Genomic DNA, 14332 nt, shown 5'->3' on the forward strand with positions numbered 1-14332 from the left:
GGCGGCTCGCCGTTATCCACTGAGCCCGTCCCGGGAGCTAATGCAGGACGCCTTTTTCCTTATAGTACCGGGCGGCACCGGGATGCAGCGGTGCCGGGACGGCGCTGGCCGCGTCTTCGAGCGAGATCGACTTGGCGGCGGAGTGCGCGGCGATCAGCTCCGGCAGGTTTTCGAACATCGCCTTGGTCATCGTGTAAACCAGGTCGTCCGGCAGGTCCTTGCGGGTCATCAGGTAGTTGTTGACCGAAACCGTATCGACCGCCGCGTCCTGGCCCTCGTAGGTGCCAGCGGGAATCGGCCGCGCAACGAAGCTCGGATCACCGATCTTGGCGATGAGGTCCTTCGGAACCGGCACGATGACGATCGGCACGGCGCTGGCAAGGTCGCGAATGGAGGCAACGCCGAGGCCGGCCGACTGCAAGGTCGCATCGAGTTGGCGGTTTTTCATCAATTCGACGGACTCGCCGAACGGCAGGTACTGCACGGTCATCTGCTCGTAAGTGATGCCCGCGGCGGCAAAGATTTGCCGGGCGTTCAGTTCCGTGCCCGATTTCGGCGCGCCGACGGAAATGCGCTTGCCCTTGAGGTCGGCGAGGGTGCGAATGCCGGAGTCCTTGCTGGCGACAATCTGGATGTAGTTCGGATAGATCGCAGCCAGGGTGCGCAGATTATCGAGCTTACTGGCGAACCCCATGTCGGCGTCGCCCTTCCAGGCGAGCGCCACGGAATCGCCGAGTGCGAAGGCCACCTCGCCGCGGCCGGCCTGAAGCAGGTTGAGGTTTTCGACCGAGGCCTTCGTCGCCTGCACGGTGATCCGCGCATCGGGGATGGCCTCGGTGTAGATCGCCGTTAGCGCGTTGCCGAGTGGATAGTAGACGCCGCTGGTCCCACCGGTGAGCACATTGATGAACTGTTCGGCGGAAGCACTGGAGATCGACGCGGCAAGCACGAGGGCAGCCGCCAAAATTCGTTTCATCCGCAAGTTCCTTGATCCGTCGCCGCCGTAGGTATTCGCGGTGATTTAAGCCTACCATAGCGTGCAGTCTGCCACAGTTCCCCGGAAACGAGAACAGCAACGCACCGCGATCGCGGCGAAAGCAATGGGGAGAGGGAGACGATTTAGCCGGACGGGCCGCGCCGTTCGGTCTATGCCAGCAACCCCTCGATCTCCTCGGCCAAGCTGCGGATCTCACTTGCGGCAACGCTTTTCGGCGAGGCCTCGACGACGCTGCGGCCTTCCAGCATGCTGGCCGCGAACGGCATACGGTTGCCGAGCGCGGTACGCGCCACCGGCAGGCCGTCTTCGGCAAGGCGCTTGCGGGCCGTCTCAACCAGCTTGCTGCGCGCCTGCACGCGGTTGAGCACGACGAGGATCGGCACGCTCGCCGCCTTCGCCAGCGCCACCGTGGGAGCGGTCGCCCATAGATCCATCGGGCTCGGCTGCACTGGAACGAGAACGAGGGCGGCGCAGCGAACGGCGACCTTGGCTTCGGTCTCGGCATGCGGTGGGCTGTCGATGAGCAGCAGGTCGGAGGAGTGCTTGAGCCGGTCGATTTCGGTCGCGAGCTTCCAGCCGGGAACTTCGCTCAGGGTCAGCGGCGGCAGACCGTCGCTGGGACGCTCGGTGCGCACCTTGTACCAGCGAGAGAGACTGGCCTGGGGATCGACGTCGATCAGCGCGACACGCCGGCCGGCCGCGGCAAAGGCGACGGCAATCTGGGCGGTGAGCGTCGTCTTCCCGGCACCGCCTTTCTGCTGGGCGATGGTGAGCACCTTTGCGAGCATGTCCTGCTCCTTCCTACCTCAACCCTAAGGGGTCACTTCGGCGATGGAAAGCCTTCTGATCGCGCAGTCAGTAGCGGCTAACAAATGTCGCGGGAGTGGAGCTCGAACGGGCGGGGCACATGTGCCGCGACGTCGCCCGATGAGAAGATTGTTTACACTTTCGTGCGATGATCGTTTTCGGTCGGTCGGTCGGTCGTGCGCGGGGGTTACTTGCGTTCACCGGCGGGATCGCATCATTGGCCGCCTGGCAGAAGAATTGGCATGGATACCCAGATCGACGCCATCCGCGAGCGCCTCGTCGGCACGACCATCGACCTCGGGTCGTTGCTGTCGACGGATTACTTCAATCATTTCAATGAAGTGATCATGCTGCTCGGCATGCTTCCCGACATGCCGGAAATGCTCGAGGACGTCGATGCCTGGGAGTTCGCCACCTACTGCGAGCACTTCGACAAAAGCGGCCTCGCCTTCGCGCCGCTGGCGATCGAAGCCTACCAGTTGGCGCCGCGGCGGCTGCGCGAGCGGCTGGACAAGCTGGCGGTGCAGATGAGCATGCTGATCGTCGAGACGCGCGTGCGCCTGCGCTACATGCTCGAAGTAGAGCGGATGGACAAGTTCCGCGAGATCTCCGAGCTGCATTCGCTGGAACTGCAGGGCATGGTTGACGACGGCGGCGCGATCATTCACGGCAACGCCAGCAGTTCCGACCAGAGCGCGGTCGACGCGCTGTTCTAAATGAGCGCGGTCGACGCGCTGTTGTGAGACGCCGGCGCCCGGTGCTTACCCGCTGGTGGCCCCCGGGTGCGCCGCCTTGTACGTCGCGATCGCGGCTTTCAGATCGTCGTATTCCTCGCAGCCGAACAGGCACAGATCGTCGAGTTTGGCCAACTGCGCGTCGGCCTTGGCGACATCGCCCATCTGCAGGTAGAGCTCGCCGAGGTACTCGTTGGCGCCGCGGTGATCGGGGTTCACCGCCAGCGCCTTTTGGTACCAGGCGAGCGACGCCGGATAGTCGCCGAGCTGGCGATAGCTGTAGCCGAGATAGTTCATCGCATCGGCGTTCTGCGGCTCGGCGGCGGCGACCTTGCTCATCAGGGTGATCGCCTTTGTGTAGTCGCCGGCATCGATCGCCGCCTTTCCCGCCGCATAGTCCGGATTGGCGGGCCGTGCCGGCGCCGATCGCTGAGTCTCGTCCGATCCCGCAGCGCTCGCGCCACCGGACGGGCTCGCGGCGGCGACAGCAGCCAGCGCCAGGACTGCCGCTCCCCGGAAGGCCGCTCCCCGGAAGATTGAACAAAACGTATATTGCCGCGTGTCGATTTGCCCAGTGCCCATTCGCGCAGTGTCCATCGCACACCTCCACAACCGAGGGTGTTCTCCTCGGTGCCGGCCGGCCAATCACGCTCGCGTGAACGACATATCTATTGCGGTACCCAGCGGCGGGCGCGCAGGTCCGCGAAACCCTTCGGCGTTCGCCATGCGCCTTCACGCATCCCTGAGTTGACGAGGTTTCATAAGCCCGAGAGGCCGTTTAAGTTTATCTTCTCGATCGCCAGCCGGAGCGGCGATGCATACCAACAAAACGCACCGCTCGTGGGACGAGGAACAAGTACAAATGTCGAGTTTTACCGAGCTGGGAGAGCTTCTTCACAGGGAGCATTTCCAGATGATCAACTGGGTTTGCGACCTGCAGATCAAAATCGCCGGTGACGTCTCTGAATACGAGTACGGTTTTGACGAAGAGGATGAGGACGGGGCGTTAAGATCCCTGAAATCATCGCTTGATGATGTCATGTTCCACCATGCCTTTGAAGAAGACATGCTGTTCCCATTGCTCAATGATCACGGCGAGCGTGACCTGGCGAGGCTCCTGGTCGATGATCACGCGCTGATCGAGCCGATCACCTGCCGTTTGCAGGCGATCACCGAGGAAATGCTCAATCGTGGCATTGACCGGCACCTCTGGGCGGCATTCCGCAAAGTCTCTCGCTATCTCGTCGCTGAAATGCTGAGCCACCTCGTCCGCGAGGAAATGGTTGTCGTGCAGCGCCTGGATGTTCTGCTCGATAGCGATACCGATCGCCTCCTCGCCCGCCAGCATGTGGCGGAGCGCGCCGCGTCGTGCGGTATCAGGCAAGCTCGGGCGATGCACTGACCGCGCGCTCGTTGCCGGCCACACCAATTTCTTTCGAATCCCTGCTGCTCACCAGGACCCAGCCGCTCCAGGCGACCGGCCCGGGTTCGGGGGCCGCGTCAGCCGAACGCGTGGGTGAGTAGAAACAGGGCACCACCGACCAGGCCGCCGACGATCGTGCCGTTGATCCTCACGTATTGCAGGTCACGACCGACCACGGCCTCGAGCCGCTCGGCGACCGCATGCGCCTCCCATCCGCGCATGACGTCGGCGAAAAACCCACCGATGCGATGGCGCCAGGGTAGGGCGATGGCGCGCACCAGCCAGACGATTCGCCGTTCCAGACGCCGGCGCATCGCGTCGTCGTCGCAAAGACGTCGGCCGAAGGCCGCGACGGCGGTGGCGATGGCGTCGCGGATCGATGAGTCTGGCTCGGCGATGTTCTCAAGGACGAGATGGCGGAGGTTTTCGGCCGTCCCCTCGAGGATTTCGTGCAAGCGTGGCGCGGCGAGCATGTCGCGGGCGATCCCGGCGATCTCGTCGCGGTAGCGCGGCGACGTGCGCAGGTCTTCGATCAGCCGCACGATCAGGGCATCGAAAGCGCGGCGCGCCCGCGATCCCGGCGCGGTCAGTTCGTCGAGCAGGCGCGGCCCGTAATCGACGGCGGCCTTGGTCAGTCCGCGATCGATCGCCTTAGGGACCCACCACGCCGAGTTCTCCTTGACGGCGCGGCGCACCCAGTCGGGATCGTCGGTAAGGACGCCGCGAAGGCGCGCGACCACGGCGTCGAATGCCTCCTGGTGCCGCCCGCTGTCGTAGATCGCCTTGACCGCCATCGCGACGAGGTACGACAGGTCGAGTGACGAGATCCCCCGCAACGCGGCGCGGCGCACGAACGTCCGTAGCTCGGCATCGGGAATGCTGACGACCACCGCCGCCAGCACCTGGGTCGCGCGGTCGGCAACGACGGCGGCGTTGGCGGGCTCGGCGAGCCAGTGGGCGGCCTGGCCGCTCAGATCGGCGCCGCGCAGGCGCTCGGCGATGGTCGTGGGATCGAGGAAGTGCCGTTCTACGAAGCGGGCGAGGCCACGGGCGATGCGTTCCTTGTTGCGCGGGATGACCGCCGTGTGTGGGATCGGCAGGCCGAGGGGGCGGCGGAACAGGGCGACGACGGCGAACCAGTCGGCGATGCCGCCGGCGAGACTGGCCTCGGTGACGTGGCGCAGCAGCAGCGTCCAGAAATCCGGGGCGGGATCAAGGAACGTCGCCGCGAATAAGCTGGCTGCGGCGAGAAGTAGCCCGGTTGCGACGAGGCGTTGACGTCCCGTGCTCTTATCGTCGTTGGCCTCATCGTCGCGGGTTTCGGGTTCGTCCAGGATCTGCCTCCGTCAGCGCCGGGCGCCGGGCTCGTAGGCGAGGTTGGAGGCGAGCCAGCGCTCGCAAGTGTCGATCGCCATGCCCTTTCGCCGGGCGTAATCCTCGATCTGATCGCGGTGAATACGGCCAAGGCCGAAATAGCGCGCCTCGGGATGGGAGAAATAAAAGCCGCTGACGGCGGCCCCCGGCCACATCGCGTAGCTCTCGGTGAGCGTGATCCCGGCGTTCTTTTCAGCGGCGAGCAGATCGAACAGCGTGCGTTTCTCGGTGTGGTCGGGGCAGGCGGGATAGCCCGGGGCGGGGCGGATCCCCCGGTAGGTCTCGGCGATGAGTTCGGCGTTGGTGAGTTCCTCGTCGGCGGCGTAGCCCCAGAACTCCTTGCGCACGCGCTCGTGCATGCGCTCGGCCAAGGCTTCGGCCAGCCGGTCGGCGAGCGCCTTGGCCATGATCGAGGCGTAGTCGTCATGCTTCGCCTCGAACGTTTTAACGACGTCCTCCAGTCCGTGGCCGGTAGTCACGGCGAACCCGCCCAACCAGTCGGCGGCGCCGGTTTCCTTGGGCGCGATGAAATCGGCGAGCGCAAGGTTCGGGCGCGGCTTGCGATCGCGCAGCATTTGCTGGCGCAACGTATGGATGACGGCAAGAACGGCTGCCCGCGAGTCGTCGGTATAGAGCTCGATGTCGTCGCCGACGGCATTGGCCGGCCAGAAACCGATTACCGCCCGCGCGCGCAGCCACTTCTCGCCGACGATCCGTTGCAGCATCGCCTGAGCGTCGTTGAACACCGAGCGAGCCGCCTCGCCGACGACAGGATCGTCGAGGATTGCGGGGAATCGCCCCGAGAGTTCCCACGTCTGGAAGAACGGCTGCCAGTCGATGCGGGCGGTAAGCTCGGCCAGATCGTAATCGTCGAAGACACTCAGCCCCGGCACCCCCGGGCGGGGCGGGATGTAGCCGTCGTTGAACGCCAGCCGCAGGCGATTGTCCCGCGCGCGTTCCAGCGGCAGCCGCTCCCGATCCTGGTGCTGGCGGGCGTGGGCTTCGCGCATCGCCGCGTACTCGGCGCGCACCTTCTCGGCGTAACCGGCGGACTCGCTGTCCGAGCGCAGCGCCTGGGCGACGCCGACGGCGCGCGAGGCATCGAGTACGTAGACCACCGGGCCGTCGAAGTTGGGGGCGATCTTGACCGCGGTGTGCACCTTGCTCGTGGTCGCGCCGCCGATCAGCAGCGGCATCTGCAGGCCCTCTCGCTGCATCTCCTGGGCGACGTAGACCATCTCGTCGAGCGAGGGGGTGATCAGGCCGGACAGGCCGATGATGTGCACACGCTCCTTGCGCGCCGTCTCAAGGATCTTGGCGCACGGCACCATGACCCCGAGGTCGATGGTCTCGTAGTTGTTGCATTGCAGGACGACGCTGACGATGTTCTTGCCGATGTCGTGAACGTCACCCTTGACGGTCGCCAGGAGGATCTTGCCGGCGGACTCGCGCGGCTTGCCTTCCTTTTCCGCTTCCATGAACGGCAGGAGGTAGGCGACCGCCTGCTTCATCACCCGCGCGCTTTTGACCACTTGCGGCAGGAACATCTTGCCGGCGCCGAACAGGTCGCCAACGTGGTTCATGCCGGCCATCAGCGGGCCCTCGATGACGTCGAGCGGGCGCGCCGCCTGCTGGCGGGCCTCTTCGGTGTCCTGTTCGATATATTCGGAGATGCCGGAGACGAGGGCGTGGGTCAGCCGTTCCTGGACCGCCATCTGCCGCCAGGAGAGATCGACTTCCTTGGTGCGCTTCTCGCCCTTGAAGGTGGCGGCGGCTTCGAGGAGTCGTTCGGTGGCATCAGGGCGGCGGTTGAGGATGACGTCCTCGACGCGCTCGCGCAGGTCGGCCGGGATGTCCTCATAGACGGCGATCTGCCCGGCGTTGACGATGCCCATGTCCATGCCGGCGTTGATGGCATGGTAGAGGAATACCGCGTGCATCGCCTCGCGCACCGGATCGTTGCCGCGGAACGAGAACGAGACGTTGGATACACCGCCCGAAACGTGGGCGCCGGGCAGCTCGGCGCGGATCCGCCGCGTCGCCTCGAAGAAGTCGACGGCGTAGTTGTTGTGCTCCTCGATCCCGGTGGCGACGGCAAAAATGTTCGGGTCGAAGATGATGTCTTCCGGAGGAAAGCCGATCTTTTCGGTGAGTAGCCGGTACGAGCGGGCACAGATCTCGAACTTGCGTGCGGCGGTGTCGGCCTGGCCGGTCTCGTCGAAGGCCATGACCACCGTGGCGGCGCCGTAGCGACGGATCTTGCGGGCGAGGGCGAGGAAAGGCTCCTCGCCTTCCTTGAGGCTGATCGAGTTGACGATACCCTTGCCCTGAAGGCACTTCAGACCGGCCTCGATAACACTCCACTTCGAGGAATCGACCATCACCGGTACCCGGGCAACGTCGGGCTCTGTGGCGATGAGGTTAAGGAAGCGGACCATCGCCGCTTCCGAATCAAGCATCCCTTCGTCCATGTTGACGTCGATGATCCACGCGCCGTTGGCGACCTGATCGCGGGCGATCGCGACCGCGGCGGCGAAATCGCCAGCGAGGATCAGCTTGCGGAATTTCGCCGAGCCGGTGACGTTGGTGCGCTCGCCGATGTTGATGAAGGTGCGCATCGTCACGCGATCGCCAGCGGCTCTAGGCCGGAGAGCCGCAGCATCTGCGGCACCGCGGGGATGGTCCGGGGCGGAACGCCGTCGACCGCCCGGGCCATCGCCGCGATGTGATCGGGCGTCGTGCCGCAGCATCCGCCGACGACGTTGAGCAGGCCGCTGCGCGCCCATTCGCCGATGTGCCCCGCGGTCATTTCCGGGCTCTCGTCGTATTCACCGAACGCGTTGGGCAGCCCGGCATTGGGATAAGCGCAAATATACGTATCAGCGACGCGCGCGAGTTCGGCGATGTGCGGGCGCATCTCGGCGGCGCCGAGCGCGCAATTCAGGCCGATGGTCAGCGGACGGGCGTGTCGCAACGAATTCCACATCGCCTCGGCGGTCTGCCCGGAGAGATTTCGCCCGGAGAGATCGGTGATCGTCCCGGAGATCATCACCGGCAAGCGAATGCCGCGGTCGGCGAACAGCGCGTCGATCGCAGAGAGCGCCGCCTTGGCGTTGAGCGTATCGAAAACGGTTTCGATTAGGATCACATCGCACCCGCCCTCGATCAGGCCTTCGGCCGCTTCCCGGTAAGACGCGGCGAGTTCGTCGAAGGTGATGTTGCGAAAGGCCGGATCGCCGACGTCGGGTGAAATCGAGGCCGTCCGGTTGGTGGGGCCAATGGAGCCGGCGACCATCCGCGGCTTGCCGGGCGTGCGGGCGTTCATCGCATCGACAACCTCGCGGGCCAGCCGCGCACCGGCGACGTTCAGTTCGTGGGACAGATCCTCCATGCCGTAGTCGGCGAGCGAGACGCGGTTGGAATTGAACGTGTTCGTCTCGATGATATCGGCGCCGACATCGAGATAGAGCTGATGAATGCCGCGGATGAGATCTGGGCGCGTTATGCTGAGCAGGTCGTTGTTGCCTTTGAGGTCGCGTGGCCAGGCGGCGAAGCGCTCGCCGCGGTAATCAGCTTCCTGAAGGCGATGCCTTTGGATCATCGTGCCCATTGCCCCATCGAGTACGAGAATGCGCTGGCCGAGCGCGGCATCGAGGGCCTGGCGGCGTTGGTCTCTGTCCATTGGATTACCTTCCTGCGCCGGTCGCAACCACCGGCGTTACGCGGTCGGCCTGGCGCGGGCGGACGCCCAGCACGTGGCAGATCGCGTGAGCGAGCTCGGCGCGGTTGAGCGTATAAAAATGAAACTGCTTAACCCCTTGCGCGTGCAGTGCGCGGCACTGCTCGCAGGCGACGGAGGCGGCGACGAGACGACGGGTCTCCGGATCGTCGTCGAGACCATCGAACAGATCGGCCATCCATCCCGGCAGGGAGGCGCCGCACATGCCGGCGAAGCGCGCGACCTGGGAAAAGTTAGTCACCGGCAGGATGCCGGGAATGACCGGCACGGTGATTCCGGCGGCGCGGGCGCGATCGAGAAAGCGGAAGTAGTGGTCGACGTCGAAGAAGAACTGGGTGATCGCCCGGTTCGCGCCGGCGTCGATCTTGCGCTTGAGCGTATCGATATCCGCCTGCGGACTGGCGGCCTCCGGATGCTTTTCCGGATAGGCGGCGACTGAGATGTCGAAATCGGCGATGCGCTTCAAGCCTTCGACGAGATCGGCGGCGTAAGGATAGCCGCCGGGATGGGGCTCGTAACGGTTCGATCCATCGGGCGGATCGCCGCGCAGGGCGACGATGTGGCGGATGCCGGCATCCCAGTAGCGCCGGGCCACTGAGTCGATCTCGTCGCGGGTGGCGCCAACGCAGGTGAGGTGCGCCGCCGGCTCGAGCGCTGTTTCCTGACGGATGCGCACGACGGTTGCGTGCGTGCGCTCGCGCGTCGATCCACCGGCACCGTAGGTCACCGAGACGTAGGCCGGCTCGAGCCTGGCCAGACGTTGAACACAGGACCAAAGTGTTTCTTCCATCTGTGGCGTTTTCGGCGGGAAGAACTCGAAGGAGACCTGCACGTCATGCGGCAACGGCGCCGCGACGGCGAGTTGCGTCGATCGTCGAGCAGATGATGTCATGAACTTCGATCCGAACGGCGTATGAATGGCCCCGAGGCTGGACGACTCCGAAACGGGATCGCGAACATCGCGGCCGGACTTTGCCCCCTCTTTCGCCCAGGCACACGGCAACGCGTTGGCCCGGCGGTCCGACCTCCCGGAGCCGGAGGTTGCGGATTTGCTCGGTGCTGCGCAATCGTTTTCTGCTCAGGGCCGGCATCGCGGGCGCCCGTCCGCTGGAAGACACCCCATATCCGGCCGCCTAGTCTGGTTTTTTTTTCGCGCATGTGGTAGTGGCGTGATCCCCGGCCGGGCCGTTTCACCGCCTTCCGGACACCGAGTTATGCGCGACCGCACGCCGCGCATGCCGACGGACCGGCCCCGGTTAACAAGGAAGTCCGCGACACATGCCGAACACCGCGCCGAGCCTTTCGCGTTTCTTGGCCGTGGCGTTTCTCGCTGCCGTCTTGTTCGGCTGCGCGACGCCTCCGGACCGTTCGGACAAAGAGGCGTACGCCGAGTTCGAGGCGATCAACGATCCGCTGGAGCCGCTCAATCGCACCATATTTAGCTTCAATCAGGCGATTGACGCCATGTTCCTGCGGCCCTGGGCCGATTTCTACCGCCTGTTGCTGCCGCCGCCGCTGCGTGAAGGTATCCACAATATTCTCAATAACTTGCGTTCCCCGATCATCCTCGCCAACGATTTGATGCAAGGCGAGTTCGAGCGGGCGGGTACGACCACCGGGCGGTTCCTTATCAACACCACCCTCGGCGTCGGGGGTATCGCCGACTGGGCGAGCGACTTCGGCTTGCCCTATCACAACGAGGATTTCGGTCAGACCCTGGCGGTATGGGGAGCGCCGGAGGGACCGTTTCTAATCGTACCGCTGCTGGGTCCGTCCAATCCGCGCGATGCGCTCGGCATTGCCGTCGACAATCTGCTGATCGATCCCATCGTCTGGTGGGTCCGGGTGAATCCCGACGACCGCGAATGGCTGCAATACGTCCGGACCTCGCTGACTATCCTCGACGTCCGCGCCCAGACGGTCGACGAACTCGACGACCTGCAAAAATCGTCGCTCGACTACTATGCCGCCCTGCGCAGCCTTTACCGTCAGTTCCGGACATCCGAAATCTACCAGGGGCAGCCGCCTCCGCCGGAAGAAGGGCCGCGCCTTGATGATTTTCCGGCTATCCCGCTGGAGTAGGAACAACCCTGAGATGCCGCGTTTGCCGATGTCGATTTCTCGTCGCCGCTTGCTTGTCGCGTTCGTCCTGCCGCTGATCGTTGGCGGCGGTGCCGCGCTGAGATCTGCGGCCGCGGACTCGTCGATTGCCGATGGAGCTCAGGCGCTGGTGCAGGCGTTCGCCGACGAGGGCGTGCTGCTGCTGCGCGACGAGAAGGCGTCTCCGGCCGCCAGCGCCGAGCGATTCCGCACGCTGCTCGACAGGTACTTCGCCACCGACGTCATCGCCCGCTGGGTGCTCGGCCGCTACTGGAACCAGTTCAACCCGCAGGAGCGTGACCAGTACCGCCAGCTGTTCGAGGATCTCGTGGTCTATGGGTACGTCAAGCGCTTCGGCGACTACGCCGGAGAGCAGTTGCGCATCGTTCGCACGCTGACCGACAGCCCGACGCAGGCGACCGTCTTTACCGAGATCGATCGTCCGGCCAGCGGCCAGTCCGTGCGCGTCGACTGGCGTGTGGGTGGGCGGGACGGCGTGTTTCGCATCACCGACGTTGTTGTTGAGAACGTCTCGCTCAGCCAGACGTGGCGCTCGGATTTCTCCGCCGTGATCCAGCAGGGGGGTGGTCCGTCCGGCCTGCTCACGACCTTGCGCGAGCGCACCGGCCAGCTCAAGGCCGAACTCGGTATCGCCAACTGACGACACGATGAAAGCCGCGCCGCCTCCGCCTCGAAAGCGAGCCGTTCGCGACCGCACGGCCGGGCGAGGCCCCTGGGCGAGGCACCCGTGCGCGTGGTGTGCGCCCGCTGCCTAAGCTCTGATGAGCGGTTTGTACTTGATGCGGTGCGGCTGGTCGGCGTCGGCGCCCAGGCGGCGCTTTTTGTCGTCCTCATAGTCCTGGTAGTTGCCCTCGAACCATACGACCTCGCTGTCGCCTTCGAAGGCGAGGATGTGGGTGGCGATGCGATCGAGAAACCACCGGTCGTGGCTGATCACCACGGCGCAGCCGGCAAACTCGAGCAGCGCGTCTTCGAGCGCCCGCAGGGTATCGACGTCGAGGTCGTTGGTCGGCTCGTCGAGCAGCAGCACGTTGGCTCCGGATTTCAGCATCTTGGCGAGGTGCACGCGGTTGCGCTCACCGCCGGAGAGCTGGCCCACCTTCTTCTGCTGATCGGCTCCCTTGAAGTTGAACTGGCCGACGTAGGCCCGGCTCTGCATCTTCTTCTTGCCGAGATCGAGTTCGTCCAATCCGCCGGAGATTTCCTCCCAGACGGTCTTTTTCGCATCGAGGGCATCGCGTGATTGATCGACATAGCCCAGGACCACCGTCTCACCGGCGCGGATGCTGCCGGAATCGGCAGGCTCCTGGCCGGTAATCAGGCGGAAGAGCGTTGTCTTGCCGGCGCCGTTGGGGCCGATGACGCCGACGATACCGTCCGGCGGCAGGCGGAAGCTGAGATTTTCGATCAGCAGACGATCGTCGTAGCCCTTGCTCAGGGTTTCGGCCTCGATCACCAGCGCGCCGAGCCGTGGCGCCGTCGGGATGATGATCTGCGCCGAGCCCGGCGCGCGGTCGAGGGACTGCGCATAGAGCGTCTCGAAGGCTTGGATGCGCGCTTTCGACTTTGCCTGTCGCGCCCGCGGGCTGGCGCGGATCCAGTCGAGTTCCAGGGCCAGCGTGCGCTGGCGTGCGGTCTCCTGCTTTTCCTCAAGGGCGAGGCGCTTTTGCTTCTGCTCCAGCCAGGAGGAGTAGTTGCCCTCGTAGGGGATGCCCCGGCCGCGATCGAGTTCGAGGATCCAGCCGGTGACATTGTCGAGGAAGTAGCGGTCGTGAGTAACGACCATGACCGTGCCGGTGTAGTCGTGCAGAAAGCGCTCCAGCCAGGCGACGGACTCGGCATCGAGATGGTTGGTCGGCTCGTCGAGCAGCAAGAGGTCGGGATGCTCGAGCAGTAGCCGGCACAGCGCGACGCGCCGCCGTTCACCGCCGGATAACGAGGCGGGCGAGGCGTCGCCCGGCGGACAGCGCAGCGCGTCCATCGCGATCTCGACGGTGCGATCGAGTTCCCACCCGCCGACGGCGTCGATCTTTTCCTGCAATTCGCCTTGTTCGTCGAGCAACGCCGCCATTTCGTCGTCGTCGAGAGGTTCGGCAAATCGCGCGCTCACGGCATTGAAGCGATCGAGCAGTGACTTGGTTTCGGCAAGACCCTCGAGGACGTTTTCGAGCACGGTCTTGTCGGGATCGAGCTGAGGCTCCTGCGGCAGGTAGCCGACCTTGGCTCCCTCTGCCGCCCACGCCTCGCCGGAAAAGTCCTGATCGAGCCCGGCCATGACCTTCATCAACGTCGATTTGCCCGAACCGTTAACGCCGATGACCCCGATCTTGACGCCGGGAAGAAAGGACAGGGTAATCCCCTTGAGCACCTCCCGCCCGCCGGGATAGGTGCGGGAGAGTCCCTTCATGACGTAGACGTATTGGTAAGCGGGCATCGGCCGATCCGAGGTCAGGTTATGGGGAAGCCGGTCGGCAGCGCCGTCGGCTGCCAAGCGCGCTCTTTTATCCCGATGGGCAGGCCACCGCAACCTGTGGACGGTTCTGCGAATTGCGGTATTACCCGGGAGCGAGACGGCTCAGACTTTCCGGCGAACAGGCCTGTTCTTCGTTGACAACCGGCGCGCGACCGCCCAAAAGGCGCCGCAATGGAAAATATCGTGGTATACTTTTCCGTTCGAGGAGCCTTGACTAACGGCCCCGTCCAACCGAACGGGTTTGCTGGGAGGATAAAGAGAATGGCGAAATCCATTCTCGTCGTCGAAGACGAACCGAATATCGTACTATCACTACAGTTTCTGATGAAGAAGGCTGGCTTTGACGTGCGCGTTGCGCGTGATGGCGAAGAGGCACTTGCCGCCGTCGTCAATCGAGCGCCGGATTTGATCCTCCTCGATGTCATGATTCCGAAGCGGGACGGATACGACGTTTGTCAGACCATCCGCGCCAACGCCGACTGGCAGGGCATTTACATCATCATGCTGACGGCGAAGGGACGCGAGGTCGACCGTGAAAAAGGCATCGCTCTGGGCGCCAACGATTACGTCACCAAGCCGTTCTCGACGCGTGACCTTACCGAGAAGGTCAAGCAGATCTTGAACAATTCCGTGCACTGAGCGGGATCGTGTCCATGCGTTCCCA

At 64.5% G+C, this 14332-nt stretch carries 11 protein-coding genes and 1 pseudogene; 5 read left to right on the top strand and 7 right to left on the bottom strand.

All coding sequences use genetic code 11. The features are described from left to right. Nucleotides 1-37 precede the first annotated feature (37 nt). Together IPK66_10220 and IPK66_10225 are read right to left on the bottom strand one after the other, a co-directional pair. Nucleotides 38-976, bottom strand: a complete 939-nt coding sequence (locus IPK66_10220) for a TAXI family TRAP transporter solute-binding subunit (GenBank protein MBK8175611.1) — start codon at nucleotides 974-976, stop codon at nucleotides 38-40. 170 nt (nucleotides 977-1146) lie between these two features. Continuing rightward, nucleotides 1147-1785: a ParA family protein gene (locus tag IPK66_10225; protein ID MBK8175612.1), complete on the bottom strand. Its 639-nt coding sequence runs from the start codon at nucleotides 1783-1785 to the stop codon at nucleotides 1147-1149. Nucleotides 1786-2046: 261 nt separating this feature from the next. On the opposite strand from IPK66_10225, the gene IPK66_10230 reads away from it, so the two are divergent. Next, a complete protein-coding gene (locus tag IPK66_10230; GenBank protein MBK8175613.1) occupies nucleotides 2047-2520 on the top strand; it encodes a hypothetical protein in 474 nt (157 codons plus the stop codon). Nucleotides 2521-2565: 45 nt separating this feature from the next. Here IPK66_10230 and IPK66_10235 read toward each other — a convergent pair whose 3' ends face one another. After that, nucleotides 2566-3135, bottom strand: a complete 570-nt coding sequence (locus tag IPK66_10235) for a tetratricopeptide repeat protein (protein ID MBK8175614.1) — start codon at nucleotides 3133-3135, stop codon at nucleotides 2566-2568. Nucleotides 3136-3352: 217 nt separating this feature from the next. Between IPK66_10235 and IPK66_10240 the strand changes: the two genes are divergently transcribed. Next, the gene (locus IPK66_10240) at nucleotides 3353-3940 is read left to right on the top strand and encodes a hemerythrin domain-containing protein (GenBank protein MBK8175615.1); all 588 of its coding nucleotides are present in this window, start codon (nucleotides 3353-3355) and stop codon (nucleotides 3938-3940) included. A 98-nt stretch (nucleotides 3941-4038) separates the two neighbouring features. On the opposite strand, the gene IPK66_10245 is transcribed toward IPK66_10240, so the two are convergent. From IPK66_10245 to metF, 3 genes and pseudogenes are all read right to left on the bottom strand, one after another. Further along, complete coding sequence (locus IPK66_10245) at nucleotides 4039-5298, bottom strand: DUF445 domain-containing protein (protein ID MBK8175616.1); 1260 nt, start codon at nucleotides 5296-5298, stop codon at nucleotides 4039-4041. 9 nt (nucleotides 5299-5307) lie between these two features. Continuing rightward, nucleotides 5308-9017, bottom strand: a pseudogene (metH, locus tag IPK66_10250) (methionine synthase). Nucleotides 9018-9021: 4 nt separating this feature from the next. Next, on the bottom strand, nucleotides 9022-9966 hold the full coding sequence (metF, locus tag IPK66_10255; GenBank protein MBK8175617.1) for a methylenetetrahydrofolate reductase: 945 nt from the start codon (nucleotides 9964-9966) through the stop codon (nucleotides 9022-9024). 386 nt (nucleotides 9967-10352) lie between these two features. Between metF and IPK66_10260 the strand changes: the two genes are divergently transcribed. Together IPK66_10260 and IPK66_10265 are read left to right on the top strand one after the other, a co-directional pair. Next, complete coding sequence (locus IPK66_10260; GenBank protein ID MBK8175618.1) at nucleotides 10353-11156, top strand: VacJ family lipoprotein; 804 nt, start codon at nucleotides 10353-10355, stop codon at nucleotides 11154-11156. A gap of 13 nt (nucleotides 11157-11169) precedes the next feature. After that, the gene (locus IPK66_10265; protein MBK8175619.1) at nucleotides 11170-11835 is read left to right on the top strand and encodes an ABC transporter substrate-binding protein; all 666 of its coding nucleotides are present in this window, start codon (nucleotides 11170-11172) and stop codon (nucleotides 11833-11835) included. A gap of 111 nt (nucleotides 11836-11946) precedes the next feature. Here IPK66_10265 and ettA read toward each other — a convergent pair whose 3' ends face one another. Continuing rightward, entirely contained in the window at nucleotides 11947-13629 is a 1683-nt protein-coding gene (ettA, locus tag IPK66_10270) for an energy-dependent translational throttle protein EttA (protein ID MBK8175620.1), read from the bottom strand. A 300-nt stretch (nucleotides 13630-13929) separates the two neighbouring features. Between ettA and IPK66_10275 the strand changes: the two genes are divergently transcribed. Then, nucleotides 13930-14307, top strand: coding sequence for a response regulator (locus tag IPK66_10275; protein ID MBK8175621.1), 378 nt, complete (start codon nucleotides 13930-13932; stop codon nucleotides 14305-14307). Nucleotides 14308-14332: the final 25 nt, after the last annotated feature.

It is taken from the genome of Rhodospirillales bacterium, assembly GCA_016712595.1.
Taxonomy (GTDB): Bacteria; Pseudomonadota; Alphaproteobacteria; order Rhodospirillales; family Defluviicoccaceae; genus Defluviicoccus.

Bases quoted from the DNA above. Each gene is read 5' to 3' on its own strand.
- IPK66_10260 (MBK8175618.1), top strand. From the start codon at position 10,353: ATGCCGAACACCGCGCCGAGCCTTTCGCGTTTCTTGGCCGTGGCGTTT.
- IPK66_10235 (MBK8175614.1), bottom strand. From the start codon at position 3,135: ATGGACACTGCGCGAATGGGCACTGGGCAAATCGACACGCGGCAATAT.
- ettA (MBK8175620.1), bottom strand. From the start codon at position 13,629: ATGCCCGCTTACCAATACGTCTACGTCATGAAGGGACTCTCCCGCACC.
- IPK66_10265 (MBK8175619.1), top strand. From the start codon at position 11,170: ATGCCGCGTTTGCCGATGTCGATTTCTCGTCGCCGCTTGCTTGTCGCG.
- IPK66_10225 (MBK8175612.1), bottom strand. From the start codon at position 1,785: ATGCTCGCAAAGGTGCTCACCATCGCCCAGCAGAAAGGCGGTGCCGGG.
- IPK66_10220 (MBK8175611.1), bottom strand. From the start codon at position 976: ATGAAACGAATTTTGGCGGCTGCCCTCGTGCTTGCCGCGTCGATCTCC.
- IPK66_10230 (MBK8175613.1), top strand. From the start codon at position 2,047: ATGGATACCCAGATCGACGCCATCCGCGAGCGCCTCGTCGGCACGACC.
- IPK66_10275 (MBK8175621.1), top strand. From the start codon at position 13,930: ATGGCGAAATCCATTCTCGTCGTCGAAGACGAACCGAATATCGTACTA.
- IPK66_10240 (MBK8175615.1), top strand. From the start codon at position 3,353: ATGCATACCAACAAAACGCACCGCTCGTGGGACGAGGAACAAGTACAA.
- metF (MBK8175617.1), bottom strand. From the start codon at position 9,966: ATGACATCATCTGCTCGACGATCGACGCAACTCGCCGTCGCGGCGCCG.